Source organism: Nocardioides sp. Z13_37 (assembly GCF_058355585.1).
In genome coordinates this window covers 20,816-34,914 of record NZ_JBZGDV010000001.1, presented here as the reverse complement: position 1 = coordinate 34,914, position 14,099 = coordinate 20,816, and the positions used below count along the sequence as shown (strand labels likewise).

General features: G+C 73.9%; 12 protein-coding genes. 9 read left to right on the top strand and 3 right to left on the bottom strand.

The window, feature by feature from the left end; genetic code table 11:
- Positions 1-6: 6 nt before the first annotated feature.
- On the bottom strand, positions 7-1,872 hold the full coding sequence (locus tag AC4H2S_RS00165; RefSeq protein WP_491494933.1) for a beta-propeller domain-containing protein: 1,866 nt from the start codon (positions 1,870-1,872) through the stop codon (positions 7-9).
- Between the two features lie 52 nt (positions 1,873-1,924).
- On the opposite strand from AC4H2S_RS00165, the gene AC4H2S_RS00160 reads away from it, so the two are divergent.
- Positions 1,925-3,118, top strand: a complete 1,194-nt coding sequence (locus AC4H2S_RS00160; protein WP_491494932.1) for a saccharopine dehydrogenase family protein — start codon at positions 1,925-1,927, stop codon at positions 3,116-3,118.
- Positions 3,119-3,148: 30 nt separating this feature from the next.
- Complete coding sequence (locus AC4H2S_RS00155) at positions 3,149-4,168, top strand: serine/threonine-protein kinase (protein ID WP_491494931.1); 1,020 nt, start codon at positions 3,149-3,151, stop codon at positions 4,166-4,168.
- A gap of 126 nt (positions 4,169-4,294) precedes the next feature.
- Here the strand turns inward: AC4H2S_RS00155 and AC4H2S_RS00150 are convergent, their stop codons facing one another.
- On the bottom strand, positions 4,295-6,286 hold the full coding sequence (locus tag AC4H2S_RS00150) for a vWA domain-containing protein (protein ID WP_491494930.1): 1,992 nt from the start codon (positions 6,284-6,286) through the stop codon (positions 4,295-4,297).
- 75 nt (positions 6,287-6,361) lie between these two features.
- On the opposite strand from AC4H2S_RS00150, the gene AC4H2S_RS00145 reads away from it, so the two are divergent.
- Both AC4H2S_RS00145 and AC4H2S_RS00140 read left to right on the top strand, forming a co-directional pair.
- On the top strand, positions 6,362-6,892 hold the full coding sequence (locus AC4H2S_RS00145; RefSeq protein ID WP_491494929.1) for a helix-turn-helix domain-containing protein: 531 nt from the start codon (positions 6,362-6,364) through the stop codon (positions 6,890-6,892).
- A gap of 85 nt (positions 6,893-6,977) precedes the next feature.
- A complete protein-coding gene (locus tag AC4H2S_RS00140) occupies positions 6,978-8,423 on the top strand; it encodes a DHA2 family efflux MFS transporter permease subunit (RefSeq protein ID WP_491494928.1) in 1,446 nt (481 codons plus the stop codon).
- Positions 8,424-8,435: 12 nt separating this feature from the next.
- On the opposite strand, the gene AC4H2S_RS00135 is transcribed toward AC4H2S_RS00140, so the two are convergent.
- On the bottom strand, positions 8,436-9,251 hold the full coding sequence (locus AC4H2S_RS00135; protein WP_491494927.1) for a helix-turn-helix transcriptional regulator: 816 nt from the start codon (positions 9,249-9,251) through the stop codon (positions 8,436-8,438).
- 161 nt (positions 9,252-9,412) lie between these two features.
- Here AC4H2S_RS00135 and AC4H2S_RS00130 point away from each other — a divergent pair, with 161 nt between their 5' ends.
- The 5 genes from AC4H2S_RS00130 to AC4H2S_RS00110 are packed head-to-tail and all read left to right on the top strand — an operon-like array spanning position 9,413 to position 14,088.
- Positions 9,413-10,432 carry an ABC transporter substrate-binding protein gene (locus tag AC4H2S_RS00130; RefSeq protein ID WP_491494926.1) on the top strand — a complete coding sequence of 340 codons (1,020 nt, stop codon included), beginning with the start codon at positions 9,413-9,415 and terminating at the stop codon, positions 10,430-10,432.
- Positions 10,429-11,304 carry a siderophore-interacting protein gene (locus AC4H2S_RS00125; protein WP_491494925.1) on the top strand — a complete coding sequence of 292 codons (876 nt, stop codon included), beginning with the start codon at positions 10,429-10,431 and terminating at the stop codon, positions 11,302-11,304. Before AC4H2S_RS00130 ends, AC4H2S_RS00125 begins: the two co-directional genes overlap by 4 nt.
- Positions 11,301-12,290, top strand: a complete 990-nt coding sequence (locus AC4H2S_RS00120) for a FecCD family ABC transporter permease (protein WP_491494924.1) — start codon at positions 11,301-11,303, stop codon at positions 12,288-12,290. The genes AC4H2S_RS00125 and AC4H2S_RS00120 overlap by 4 nt, the downstream gene beginning before the upstream one ends.
- A gap of 53 nt (positions 12,291-12,343) precedes the next feature.
- Positions 12,344-13,318 (top strand): FecCD family ABC transporter permease, encoded by a 975-nt coding sequence (locus tag AC4H2S_RS00115; RefSeq protein ID WP_491494923.1) that lies wholly within the window; start codon positions 12,344-12,346, stop codon positions 13,316-13,318.
- The gene (locus tag AC4H2S_RS00110; RefSeq protein ID WP_491494922.1) at positions 13,315-14,088 is read left to right on the top strand and encodes an ABC transporter ATP-binding protein; all 774 of its coding nucleotides are present in this window, start codon (positions 13,315-13,317) and stop codon (positions 14,086-14,088) included. The genes AC4H2S_RS00115 and AC4H2S_RS00110 overlap by 4 nt, the downstream gene beginning before the upstream one ends.
- Positions 14,089-14,099: the final 11 nt, after the last annotated feature.

Below are 14,099 nucleotides of genomic sequence, written 5' to 3'. Positions count from 1 at the left end.
CACGCCTCATCCGTCGAGGGGGAGGAACGACACGTCGTCGCCCGTCACCAGCGCCACCTCGCCCGAGGCGAGCGGCACCAGGCGTACGTCGGCGACGTCGCTGCCGTGCTCGACCTCGATCATCCGGTTGCGCATCGACCCGTCGGCCAGCGAGAGCACCGAGACCCACCCGGTCGAGCCGGTCCATCCGCGGCTCACCACGGTCAGGACGGTGCGCCGCTCGGGCAGCCAGGTGAACTGGCGGGGGTCCGTGGCGGCCCCGGCCTGGGTCCCCGGCGCGTAGCGAACCACGTCGAGCTGGCGCGGCGCGGTGAGGTCGGTGACGTCGAACAGGGCGGCCTGGGCGCCGCGGGCGACGCCGTCGAGCGAGGCGTCCTGGCCCATCCCGACCAGGCGCTGCTCGCCCAGCGGGTGGAGGTACTCGGAGAATCCGGGGATCTTCAGCTCGCCCAGCAGCCGCGGGGAGGACGGGTCGGCGAGCTCGACGGCGTAGAGGGGGTCGGTGCGGCGGAAGGTCACCACGATCGCCAGCTCGTCGAACCAGCGCACGGACTTGATCTCCTCCCCGACGCCGAGGCCGTCGACGCGGCCGTCCTCGACGAGGTCGGCGCCGTCCTCGCGCAGCGTGACGACCGAGTTGAAGTCGCCCGTCTCGCTGCTCGGCCCGACCGCGACCCGCAGCGACCCGCCCACGGCATCCATCGACCAGCGGTCGGCGATCGTCCCCTCCACCTCGCCCGACGCGACGTACGTCGTCTCGGCGCCGTCGAGCGCGAAGGCGAAGAGGGGCGTCGTGCCGTTGGGCACGGAGGGCGCGAACCGGCAGGTGATGCAGTCGGTCCAGCCCCACTGGGGCGCGGTCGCGGCCAGGTAGAAGCGGTCGGTGGAGAAGTAGGCGATGTCGGAGTCGGTGGCCACCGCCGTGGTGGTCAGGTCGGTCGGCTCCGTCGGGTCGAGGGCGATCACGGTGGTGGTGCCGAGGGCGACCTCGGGGTCGTCGGGGATCGCCACGTCCGCGCAGTCCACGACCGGTTCGCCGTCCACGGTGGGGAGCCAGTCGGCGAGCGTGGTCTCGCGCACCAGCGCGCGGTTGCCCAGCCGGGCGCGCAGCTCGCCCAGCGGCCCTTCAGGCATCGAGAAGTCGAGCTGCGGCAGGCTGGTGTGCACCACCACGCGTACGACGTCACCGTGCAGGCGCACGGCGGAGGCGCGGCCGCCGATCGTGGTGGCGTCGACGACGGCGGGCGCGGTCGGGTCGGCGAGGTCGACCGTGGTGATCGTCGTCGACGACCCGTCAGCCGACGTGCCGAGCACCACGGCCCGTCCGTCCACGAGCAGCAGCTCGCCGCCGGGGTCGCCCACCCAGCCGTTGCTGCCCCGGGCGTCGTCGAGCCGCGTGGTCGACAGCAGGCTCGGCTCCTCGCCCGAGACGTCGTAGGCCAGCAGCTCGCCCTCGCGCAGCCGCACCAGCAGGCTCCCGGCGACCTTGACCACGTCGGACTCGTCGACGCCGGCCTCCTGGACGTTGGTGCCCGACCCGGCGCTGGTGCTCCGCGACGTGCTGACCGTCGAGCGGGCGCTCTCCGCGGCATCGCTGGGCGCGGCCGCGTCCGCTCCGGACATCGCATCGGAGGCGCCGAGGTCGCCCCACCCGAAGGGCCCGACCTCGGTGAGCGCCCGCTCGACATAGCTGTTGAGCAGCGCGGCGCAGCTCGGGGCCACGGTGAGGTCGGCGTTGGCCAGCGCGAGGGGCGGGGAGGTGGGCGGTCGTTCCTCGCGGCCCGGGTCGTTGCCCAGGGCGTAGCCGATGCCGAGCGCCGCGGCCAGGCTGGTGACGAGGGTGATCGGGGCGATGATGCTTCGAGCGCGCATGGCCGTCGGACGGAGCCGCCCCGGCCGGGGTTCCGCGTGACACGATGGCGCGATGAGCGACCCCCTCGACAGCCGCGCCGACAGCCGCCAGGACCGCGACCTCGACCTCGTCCTCTTCGGGGCGACCGGCTTCACCGGGGGCCTGACCGCCGACTACCTCGCCGCCGCGGCACCGGCCGGGCTGCGGTGGGCCATCGCCGGCCGCAACCCCGACAAGCTCGACGACGTACGCCGGCGACTGGCCGAGGAGCGGGGCGTCGACGTCGAGGTGCTGGTCGCCGACTCCACCGACGCCGCCGCGCTGTCCGACGTCGCCCGGCGCACCCGCGTCGTCGCCACCACGATCGGTCCCTACCTCGAGCACGGCGGGCCGCTCGTCGCCGCGTGCGCCGAGGCCGGCACCGACTACCTCGACCTCACCGGCGAGCCGGAGTTCGTCGACCGGATGTACCTCGAGCACCACCAGACCGCGATCCGCACCGGGGCGCGGCTCGTGCACGCCTGTGGCTTCGACTCGATCCCGCACGACCTGGGTGCCTACTTCACCGTGCAGCAGCTGCCGTCCGACGAGCCGATCACGCTGCGCGGGGTGGTCCGCTCCGGCGGCACCTTCTCCGGCGGCACCCTCCACTCCGCACTCGACCAGTTCGCCCGCGGCACCCAGATGAAGCAGGCCTACGCCGCCCGCCGTCGCGCGGAGCCGCGGCCCGAGGGACGCTCGTCCCGTGCCGAGCGCGGACGGCCCCACCGCGACCCGGTGCTCGGCTACTGGCTGCTCCCGCTGCCCACCATCGACCCGATCGTCGTCGCGCGCACCGGAGCGGCGCTGGCGTCGTACGGGCCGCGGTTCCGCTACTCGCACTGGGCCGGCACCAAGACCCTGCCCTACGCGGTCGGCGGCGTCGTGGGCGTCGGCGCGCTGGCCCTGGCCGCCCAGGTCGCGCCGGTGCGCGACTTCATCAAGTCCAAGGTGCCGCAGGGGTCGGGGCCCTCGCCGGAGAAGCGCGAGCGGTCGTGGTTCACCGTCGACTTCGTCGGCGAGGCAGGCGGACGCACGGTCCGCACCCGCGTCTCGGGTGGCGACCCCGGCTACACCGAGACGGCCAAGATGCTCTCCGAGGCCGCGCTCTGCCTGGCCCTCGACGAGACCCCGGAGACCGCCGGCCAGGTCACGACCGCGCAGGCGATGGGCGACGCGCTGCTCACCCGGCTGCAGAAGGCCGGTATGCGCTTCGAGACGCTGTGAGGCGCTGGTCCCGGGGGGAGGCGGCCTCTCGTGGGTGAGGTCTTCGCCGGTCGGTTCGAGCTGCTGGAGCCGATCGCCGACGGTGGCATGGGCTCGGTCTGGGTCGTCCGCGACCGCCGCGACGGGGAGGTCTACGCCGGCAAGGTGCTGCGCCAGTCCGACTCGGCGTCGCTCGTGCGGTTCATGCGCGAGCAGGGCACCCGCATCCCGCACGACCACGTCGTCACGCCGCTGTCGTGGGCGGGGGAGGACGACCGCGTCCTGTTCACGATGCCGCTGGTGCGCGGGGGCTCGGTCGCGACCCTGATCGGCGACCACGGCGCGCTGCCCGCGACGTGGGTGCGTGAGCTGCTCGTGCAGCTGCTCACCGCGTTGGAGGCCGTGCACGCGACCGGGGTCGTGCACCGCGACGTCAAGCCGGCCAATCTGCTGCTCCGCGCGACCGGGACCGCGCGCCCCCACCTGCTGCTCACCGACTTCGGGATCTCGGCCCGGACCGACGACCCCCGGCTCACGCGTGCCAGCCAGGTGATCGGCTCGCCGGGCTACATGGCGCCGGAGCAGCTCGCCGGGGCGGACCCGTCGGTCGCCCAGGACGTCTACGCCGCGGGGATGGTCGGGCTGGAGATGCTGACCGGCGTCCGCCCGCCCCACGCCACCGACTCCGTCACCGCCCTCGTCGCCGCCCAGCCGAGCCTGCAGCCGCTCGCGGCACTGCTCCTCGAGACGGTCAGCACCGAGCCCGCCGCGCGTCCGGCCACCGCCGCCGCCCTGCGCGAGCGGCTCACCGCCCTCGACCTGTCGGGCACCCCGGCGCCGGGGGAGCCGGTGGTCGTCCTCGACCAGCTGGCGGGAGTCGTCGGGGACGAGACCCGCACCGCCGGGAAGAGCGAGCCCGGCGGTGCGGCCAGTGGCTCTGCGCCGAGCCCGGTCACTGGGCCGACCGGCGGGGAGCCCGCTGCTCCCGCCGACCGGCGCGGACTGGCCGTGCTGCTGCTCGTGGTGGCCGCTGGCTGCCTGCTCGGCGCGGTCTGGCTGCTCCTGGGGTGACCGCTGCGGTGGCCGGGCGTGCACCCTGGAGGCAGTTCGCCTGCCTGCGGACGCGGGCCACGCTCGGCCGGGCGCAGCGAGCGCCGGACTGCCTGCACGGTGGCTGACTCTGGTCGGAGCCCGCGCTCAGGCGCGACGTCCCCGGAGCAGGTTGACCGCGACGGCGACGCACCCGAGCGCCACGACGCACAGGGCGCCGGCGGCGGCGAGGGTGCCGGCAGAGAGGGACGTGTCCTGCTCGCCCTGCGCCGCCTGCCCGGAGTCGTCCGCCGCGTCGTCCGCCGCGTCGCCCGGCTCGTCGCCCGGCTCGGCCGCGGCACTGACGGGCGCGCCCAGCGGGGCGTCCGTGCCGGTGAGGAGCGCCTGCCCCTCGGCGTACTCCGGTGCGCCGGACTCCTCGCCGTGCACCTGGAGCTCGAGCCGGTAGGGCATCTCGTAGGACTCCCCGCGGTGGTCGGCATCGGCCGCGAAGACGAGGTAGTAGTAGCCGGGCAGGCTGGTGCCCACGGTGACCGAGCTGACGCGGTTGTTGTAGCGGACCTCGGGGGTCTGCACGCCGAACACCTGCGAGGAGCTGGTGGCGGCGAACCCGTGGGTGTTGATCCCCTCCCCACTGATCGGCACGTTCCCGCGCATCGGGCTGTAGACCAGGACCGAAGCGAACGGGCCCTGGTGGCCGATCTGCTCGTGAAGCGCCGGGGAGGCGGGGGGAGTGCGCAGCCGCGCGCTGAGCTTCTGGCCGTAGGCCAGCTGCACCCGGAAGGCCTGCGTCTCGCCCGGCACGATGGTGCCCTTGTAGACGCCGTCGGTGAGGACCGGCGCGGTGGCGAACGAGTCGCCGCCCGTCACCTCCTCCGGCGTGCCGGAGACGACCGGCGGGTCGAGGACGATGCCGCTCCAGGAGCCCGCCGCGGCGAGCGACGTGCCGTCCGCCGGTGGCTCCTCGACCACCTGGAGGCTGAACGGCGACTGTCCGCGGCCCATGTTGCTGAGCGAGCGGGACACCATGATCAGCACCTCGTCGGAGCTCACGCAGGCCTCGTTGCTCTGGGGCTCGCCCACGGCGACCTCGGCCCCGAGGAGCTCGGCGGAGTTGACGTTCTTGAAGCTGTTGTCGGTGCCGCAGGAATCCCCGAGCGGCGTGCTGGTCTCGAGCTGCACGGTGTCCCACTCGTCGGGGTCGCCGCCCAGGCTGGACAGCCCGACCCGGACCGTCGAGCCGGGCATCGTGCGGGTGTAGGAGAACCAGCGCTCGGAGTCCTGCGGCGTGGTGCCCACCTTGTCGCTCCACAGCCCGGCCTCGACCGGCGTCGGGTCGTCGGAGGCGCCGCCGGCCAGTGGCGTGCCGTCGAGTGCGAAGGGGCGCACGGCGCGGTCGGCCGCTGTCTCCAGGCTGGCGACGATCTCGTCGGCGTCCGCGGCGTCGTAGTAGGTGCCGTTGCCCTTCGCCGCGACGCACCGCAGCTGGGCGCGGGCCTTGGCGTCGACGCTCAGGCCGACGACGTCGATCTGGAGGTCGATCCCCTGCTGGGCGAGCTCGCCCGCCACGACGCAGGGGTCGGGCTCGCAGGTGGCGATGCCGTCGGAGACCAGCACGATCGACCGGGTCGACTCGCCGCCGATGTCGCCCGCCGCCTGGCGCAGGGCGTACCCGATCGGCGTCTCGCCGTAGGGCTCGTACGACTCCAGCGCCGCCCGCAGCTCGTCGCGGTTGTCGGTGCCGGGGTCGACGATGAGCTGCGAGTCGGTGCAGGCGCCCTTCTGGTCGCGGGAGAACACCGTGGCGCCGTAGACCCGCAGCCCGACGTAGGCCTCGTCGGGCAGCCCGTCGACGACGGTGCCTAGCGCCTGCCGGGCAGCGTCGATCTTGGTGGTCCCGCCGCCCGCCGGCTCCGCCATGGACCCCGAGGCGTCGAGGACCAGGACCATCCGCGCGTAGTCGGTGTCGGGCTCGGCGTCGGGCTCGGTGTCGCTCGCCGGTGGGTCGGTCTCACCGCTGGTGGCGCCGGCCGGGCTGCTCGCGCCGAGCGCGGCCGCGAGGACCAGCATGGTCAGTGCGGCGAGGGTGGCGACTGCCGTCGTCGCACGGTGGGGGATCGTCCGGATCCGGTGGGTCATGGGGCACCTCCTGGGACGGTCCTACCCAGCGTTAGCAATCGCAAACACAATATGTGCGTGCGTTATCGTCGGGTCATGATCGGGCAGTCGCAGAGCCGCCGGCGCCAGCAGGAGCTCTACGGCGCCGCGATCGGCGACGTGCTCGACCGGGTCACCGCGGCGCTCGGGCTCAGCCAGGCGGCCGTGGCCCGCACGATCGGGGTGAGCGCGCCCATGCTGTCGCAGCTGGCGAGCGGGCGGCGCACCACCATCGGCAACCCGCTGGCGGTCCAGCGGCTGCGCGCGCTCGTCGAGCTGTCCGACGAGGTCGCCGCCGGCTTGGCGCACAGCCAGGTCGCGGTGCGCCTGGAGGAGATCCGCCAGCAGGACTCCACCACCCTGACGGGTGCCGCCGCGCGTCCGCCGGCCGAGCCGACGACTGCCGAGCTGCTGCGAGCCGTGGCCTCCGGCCAGGACCTCCTGCGGGCGGCCGACCTGCTCGCCACCGACCACCCGGCGCTCGCCGAGCTGATCCGCGTGCACGGGACCGGCTCGGCCGAGGACGTGCGGGCCCACCTCGACGGGCTGACCGGGCTCACCCGGCACCCGTCCGGCCCGGGGGAATAGCGCCCGCTCCCACCGGGTTGGCAGTCACTGACGCCGATGGCGGCGAGGACGCCGCCGTGCCCGCAGATCCGGAGGAACGTTCCACGTGACCACGACCGCCCAGCCGACACCTCCCGACGTCGGGACCGCGTCGCCCCAGGGGCACGGCCGCCTCATCGGGCTGCTCGTCGCATCCGCCTTCGTGGTGATCCTCAACGAGACGATCATGAGCGTCGCGCTGCCCGACCTGATGCGCGAGTTCGACGTGCAGGCCACCACGGCGCAGTGGCTCACCACGGCCTTCCTGCTCACCATGGCCGTGGTCATCCCGATCACCGGCTGGCTGCTGACGCGCTTCCCCCTGCGCAGCGTGTTCGTCGCGGCGATGGCGTCGTTCAGCACGGGCACGCTGGTGGCCGCGCTGGCGCCGGTCTTCCCGATGCTGGTGGCCGGGCGCGTCGTCCAGGCCGTCGGCACCGCCCTGATGATGCCGCTGCTCATCACCACGATCCTCAACGTCGTCGACGAGCGCCGGCGCGGGCAGACGATGGGCACGATCTCGATCGTGATCTCCGTGGCCCCGGCGATCGGTCCGACCATCTCCGGGCTCGTGCTCGACCAGCTGTCGTGGCGCTGGATGTTCTGGATCGTGCTGCCGATCGCGCTGCTCTCGCTCGCCCTCGGTGCCGCGTGGGTGCGCAACGTGACCGAGCCGCGCGACGTGCCGGTCGACGTCCTGTCCGTCGTGCTGTCCGCGCTCGCCTTCGGTGGGCTGATCTACGGCCTGAGCAGCATCGGCGAGAGCGCCTCCGGCCACACCCCGGTGCCCGTCTGGGTGCCGCTCGTGCTCGGCGGCCTGGCGCTGGTGACCTTCGTCGCGCGCCAGCTGCGGCTGCGCGACCGGGCGCTGCTCGACCTGCGTGCCTTCCGCGTGCGCTCGTTCAGCGTCGCCGTGCTGCTGGTCGCGGTCAGCATGATGGCGCTCTTCGGCACGCTGATCCTGCTGCCGCTCTACCTGCAGAACGTCCTCGGCCTGTCGGTGCTCAACACCGGACTCATCCTCCTCCCCGGCGGCCTCACCATGGGCCTGCTCGCCCCGATCGTCGGGCGCCTCTTCGACCGGGTCGGCCCCCGGCCGCTGGTCTCGCCGGGCGCCGCGCTCGTCAGCGTCGCGCTGTGGGGGATGACCACGCTGGACGCCGGCACCGGGCAGGCCACCGTCGTCGGCCTGCACGTGCTGATGAGCGTCGGGCTCGCGTTCATGTTCACCCCGCTGCTCACCTCCGCGCTGGGCTCGCTGCCGCCGCAGCTCTACTCCCACGGCAGCGCGATCGTCTCGACGCTCCAGCAGGTCGCGGGCGCGGCCGGCACGGCGCTCTTCGTCACCGTGATGACCCGCGTGACGGTCGCCCGGACCGAGGAGGGTGCCACCCTCGTCGAGGCGACCGCCGACGGCGTGCACGCCGCGCTGATGTACGGCGGCGTCATCTCCGCCGCGGCGGTCCTCGTCGCCCTGCTGGTGCGCCGCCCGCGCGAGCCCGCGGCGCAGTGAGCGGCGGCGCGCTCAGGCGACGTAGCGTCCGGGGCTGGTCCCGAACTCGCGCGTGAAGGCGGCCGCGAAGGCCGAGACGCTGGAGTAGCCCACCCGGTGCGCCGTCTCGGTGACCGACAGGTGGTGCAGCATGGCCGCCGCGGCCCGCATCCGGGTCGTCGTGCGCCACGCGGTGAAGGTCGTGCCGTGCTCGCGCTCGAAGTGGCGCTGCAGCGTCTTCTCGCTCACGTGCAGCATGGCCGCCCATGCTGCGAGGCTCGTGGCGTCGGCGGGGTCGCGCAGCAGGGCCTGCGTGACTGCCCGCGCCGGGGTGGGGCCGCGGTCGACGTGGTCGACACGCGCCGGGGTGCACCGGGCGAGGGCCTCGACGATGTCGTGTCGCGCGCGGAGGCCGTCGTCCTCCTCGACGCCGGGGCGGGCGATCGCGAGCAGTCGCCTCCCGACCTCGGGGTCGGGCGTCAGGACGCCCGCCTCGACTGCACTCAGGGCGGGGTGCGACTGCCGCAGGCACACCCGGACGACCGTCTGTCGACCGAGGCCGCGGACCTCGGCCACCGCTCCGCGGCGGACCCAGAGCATCTCGGAGGAGGAGAGGAACCGCGAGGCGTTGCCGCGGTGCGCGCTGAGGACGCCGTCGGGCGACCAGAAGACCTGGTGGACGAAGTCGTCGCGGTCGGCGGGGAAGTCGGGGATCGCCGCCTGCGGGGGATAGCGCAGGACGAGGATCCCGGTGGGCGGACCGAGGCCGTAGCCGTACTCCTCGACCGTGATCGCCCCCGCCGCCGTCGCGGTGTGCGTGGCGACGCCGACGTGTCGGCTCGACGACACCATCTGTCTCCTTCGCGACAACTTCTCGGGGTTGGTTAGCCTACCCTTAGTCGTCGGGTTCCCCTCCGTGGACCCCCGGAGCCGCGCCCTGACGACCAGTGCGCGGCTGCCGCTGCGCCGCCGGGGTCGCCGGTGGCCGATCGACGACCCGAGGAACCCCCATGCGCACCCACAGCCCCGTCCGTCGCGCCGCCGCGCTCGCCACGGCCGCCTCGCTCAGCCTCGTCCTCGCCGCGTGCGGCAACGAGGGCGACGAGGCCCAGGCCGACGGCGGGCCCGAGACGGTGACGTTCACCGCCGACAACGGCGAGGTCGAGATCCCGGCCGCCCCCGAGCGCGTCGTGGCGACCGGCTACGCCGTCCCGGTGCTGCTCGAGGTCGACGCCCCCCTGGTCGGCATCTCCGAGTGGGGCCGCGGCACCGCGTTGATGACCGAGGAGGACCTGGCGACCTACGAGGAGACCCCGAAGGTCATGGGCGAGTCCGCCGACTCGATCAACTACGACGCCGTCGCGGAGGCCGACCCCGACGTGATCATCCTCGGGGTGCCACTGCCGGTGCTCGGCGACGTGAACATGGAGCGGCTCGAGACGATCGCGCCCGTCGTGGTCCTGGGGCCGAGCCGTCCCGACGACTGGAAGGACCTCGGGGCGCGCCAGAGCGAGGCAGCGGGCTCGTCGGCGACGTACGCGGAGAAGCAGGAGGCCTACGAGGCGCGCGCGGCCGAGCTGACGGAGAAGTACGCCGCGGTGCTCGACGGGCTCGACTTCGGTCACGTCGGCTCCTACGGCGACGTCACGGCCGGGCAGTTCCACCGCGAGTTCGCCGGCTCGTGGGGCACCAACGTCGCCGCCGACATCGGTGTCACCTACTACGGCGAGGTGAAGGACCCCAGCGACGGCGGCTCGGCGGAGGTCAGCGAGTACCCCTCGATCGAGGAGCTGCCCGAGAGCCTCGGCGACGCCGACGTGATCACCTACAGCGTCCAGCAGGACGGCACGCCGGTCGAGGCCGTGCAGTACGTGCTCGACTCCCCGCTGTGGAAGAACCTCCCGGCGGTCAAGGACGACATGACCATCGCCGTGCGCCACACCGAGGCCGCGACCTACGAGTCGGCGATGCGCACCCTCGACGCGATCGACGAGGCCTTCGAGGAGGCGTTCGCCGGGGAGCTGGAGTGAGCGGGATCGACAGGTCCCGGCCGGGCCCCCGGGTGCTCGCGCACCAGCAGGGCGGTCGCGGCACCCGCCGGGTCGGCTACCCGATCGGCATCCGCACCGCGACCGTGGTCGCGCGCACCCAGGTCACCCCCCACATGCTGCGCCTCACGGTGGCGTCCCCGGCCGTCAGGGACGTGGTCAGCCATGCGTGCGACGACCACGTCGGCATCGTGTTCCCGCTCGAGGACGGCACGCGCAACGACCCGACCTACGACCCCGAACGGCAGATGCTCGACTGGCGCTCCCCCCAGCCGACCATGCGCAAGTACACGATCCGCCGCCTCGACGCCGAGACGGGGGAGATGGACCTCGACGTCGTGCTCCACCCCGGCGGCCTCGCGTCCGAGTGGGCGTCGCAGGCCCGGGTCGGCACCGAGGTGGTGCTGGCCGGGCCGCCGGGAGCGCTCGTCTTCCCCCACACCTACGGTCACTACGTGTTCGCCGTCGACACCACGGCGCTCCCCGCCCTCGCCCGTTGGCTCGACGAGGGTGACTGGCTCGAGGAGCGCGGCGTGAGCGCGCAGGTCGTGATCGACCACGACCACGACGACGAGACGGGATACCCGTTGCGACAGCGACCGGGCGTGAGCGTCGAGTGGCTCTCGCGCAGCGGCGGGTCCCGGCTGGCCGAGGTGGTCGCCGGCCTCGACCTCGGCGGGCACGAGCCGGCCGACGTCTTCCTCTTCGCCGCCGGTGAGGCGGGCGACGTCAAGCCGCTGCGGCGCTGGGCCAGGGACAGGGGCATCGACGCCCTGGTGACCGGCTACTGGAAGCGCGGCGCCACCGAGCACGACGACCACGACGACCACGACGACCACGACGACGAGGCGTGAGCGCGAAGGGGGGCACAGCGGCGTACGCCCTCGGCGCCGGGCTCGTGCTGCTCGCCGGGGCGGTCATGCTCAGCCTGACGGTCGGCCAGGGCGCGGTGTCGATGGCGGAGGCCTACCGCGCGATCGTCGCCCACGACCCGGGCGACAACGCGCACATCACGGTGCTCGACGTACGCCTGCCGCGCGCCCTGCTCGCCGTCCTGGTGGGCGCGGCCCTGGCGGTCTCCGGTGCCCTGGTGCAGACCCTGACGCGCAACCCCCTGGCCGAGCCCGGGCTGCTCGGGGTCACCGGAGGTGCGTCGTTCGCGGTGGTCGTGGCCACGCAGCTCGGCGCGTCCGGGCAGGCCGTCACGCTGGTGGTGGCCTTCGTCGGGGCGGCGCTGGCGGCGGCGCTCGTCTACGCCGTCGGCCGAGCCGACCAGCTGCGACTGGTCCTGGCCGGCGTCGCCCTCACCGCCGTGCTGGCCGGGATGTCGATCGGCATCCGGCTCACCGATCCCGCCACCTTCGACGTCTACCGCTTCTGGTCGGTCGGCTCGCTCGCCGGCCGCGAGCAGGCGCCGCTGCTCCTGCCGTGCCTCGTCCTCGTCGTGGCGCTGGCCTCCGCCCTGCTGCTGGGCAGGGCGCTCAGCGCCGTGATGCTGGGAGACGACGTCGCCCACGGGATCGGCGCCTCGGTCGTGCGCACCCGGGTCCTCACCCTCCTGGTGGCCACGGTGCTGGCAGCGACGGCCACGGCCGTCGCGGGCCCGATCGTCTTCGTTGGGCTGATCGTGCCGCACGCCGTACGCCACTTCGCCCGTGCGTCCATCGGCTGGCTGATCGGCCTGTGCGTGGTCTTCGGCCCGCTGCTCATGGTGCTCTCCGACGTGCTGGCCCGTGTCCTCCTGGAGACCGGCGAGGTGCCGGTGGCCATCGTGACCGCGGTGCTCGGCGGGCCGGCGCTCATCTGGGTGGTCCGGCGCCACGGGGCGGTGGGCGGGTGAGGGCGCTGTCGATCCCACTGTCGATCCCACTGGGCGCCGGCCAGGTGCTCCGCGTGGACCGTCGGACGGCCTACGTGTCGGCGGGGCTGGTGGTGGCCGCGCTGCTCGTCGCCTTCGCCGCGCTCTGCTTCGGCGACGGGTGGAACCGTCCCGCCGACGTGCTGGACGCGCTGCGAGGTGCCGGCCCGGTCCGGATCTCGGTGACCGAGTGGCGGATGCCCCGGGTGGTGGCCGCCCTGGTCTTCGGTGCGGCGCTCGGGCTGGCCGGAGCGGTCTTCCAGAACCTGACCCGCAACCCGCTCGGGTCGCCCGACGTGATCGGGCTCGACGCCGGCGCCTACACCGGGGTCCTGCTCGTCTTCACGCTGACCACCGTCACCGAGCCGGCGATCACCTCCGCGGCCGTCGCGGGAGGGCTGGCCTCGGCGCTCGTGGTCTACCTGCTCTCCACCGGGACGGGCTTCTCCGGCGTGCGCCTGGTCGTGATCGGGATCGCGGTCCAGGCGGTGCTGACAGCCGTCAACTCGTGGATCATCCTGCGCGCGGAGCTGGACCTCGCGATCGCCGCCAGCGTGTGGCAGGCGGGCTCGCTCAACGGCCTGGACTGGTCGGACGTCGACACGCCGCTCGTGCTGATCGCCGTCCTCGTCGTGATGCTCGCCCTGCTCGCCCGCCCCCTGCACCAGCTGGCGCTCGGCGACGACGTGGCGACCACGTCCGGCACCGACGTACGCCGGCTCCGCCTGCTGCTGGTGGTGGTCGGCGTCGCGCTCTCGGCGACGGTCACCGCGATGGCCGGACCGATCGCGTTCATCGCGCTCGCCGCCCCCCAGATCGGACGTCGGCTGGCGCGCGCGGCCGGCGTCCCGCTGCTGCCCGCCGCCCTGACGGGCGCGTTCCTGCTGACCGCCTCCGACCTGCTGGCGCAGTGGATCCTGGCCCCTCAGGCGCTGCCGGTCGGCGTGGTGACCACCGGGGTGGGCGGGCTCTACCTGTTGTGGTTGCTGACGAAGGAGATCCGCACGTGACACGCCTGCAGGCCCGCGGCCTGACCCTCGGCTACGGCGACCGCCTGGTGGTCGACGGGCTCGACCTCGCTGTCCCGCACCACGCGTTCACGGCGGTGGTGGGGCCCAACGCGTGCGGCAAGTCGACGTTGCTGCGCGCCCTCGTACGGCTGCTCCCGGCCCGCTCCGGAGGGGTCGAGCTCGACGGCAGGGCGATCACGGAGTGGAGGAGCAAGGACGTGGCCCGCGAGGTCGGCTTCCTGCCGCAGGCGACGGTCGCCCCGGAGGGCATCCGGGTCGAGGCCCTCGTGCGCCGCGGCCGCTACGCCCATCAGTCGATCCTGGGGTCGTGGCGCCCCGCGGACGACGAGGCCGTCGCCCGGGCCATGGAGGCGGCCGGGGTGGCGCCCCTGGCCGACCGGCTCGTCGCGGAGCTGTCCGGTGGGCAGCGGCAGCGGGTGTGGGTCGCGATGGTGCTGGCCCAGGAGACCCCCTACCTGCTGCTCGACGAGCCGACCACCTTCCTCGACATCGCCCACCAGTACGACCTGCTGCGCCTGCTCCGCCGGCTCGTGGACGAGGGTCGCACCGTGGTGGTGGTGCTCCACGACCTCAACCAGGCCTGCCGCTTCGCCGACCACGTCGTCGCGATGCGCGACGGCCGGATCGTGGCGAGCGGGGCACCGTCGGAGGTGGTCACCGCGGAGCTGGTGCACGACGTGTTCGACATGGACTGCGTCGTCGTGCCGGACCCCGTGACCGGGACGCCGATGGTCGTGCCCGCGCGCTGACGTCGCCCGGC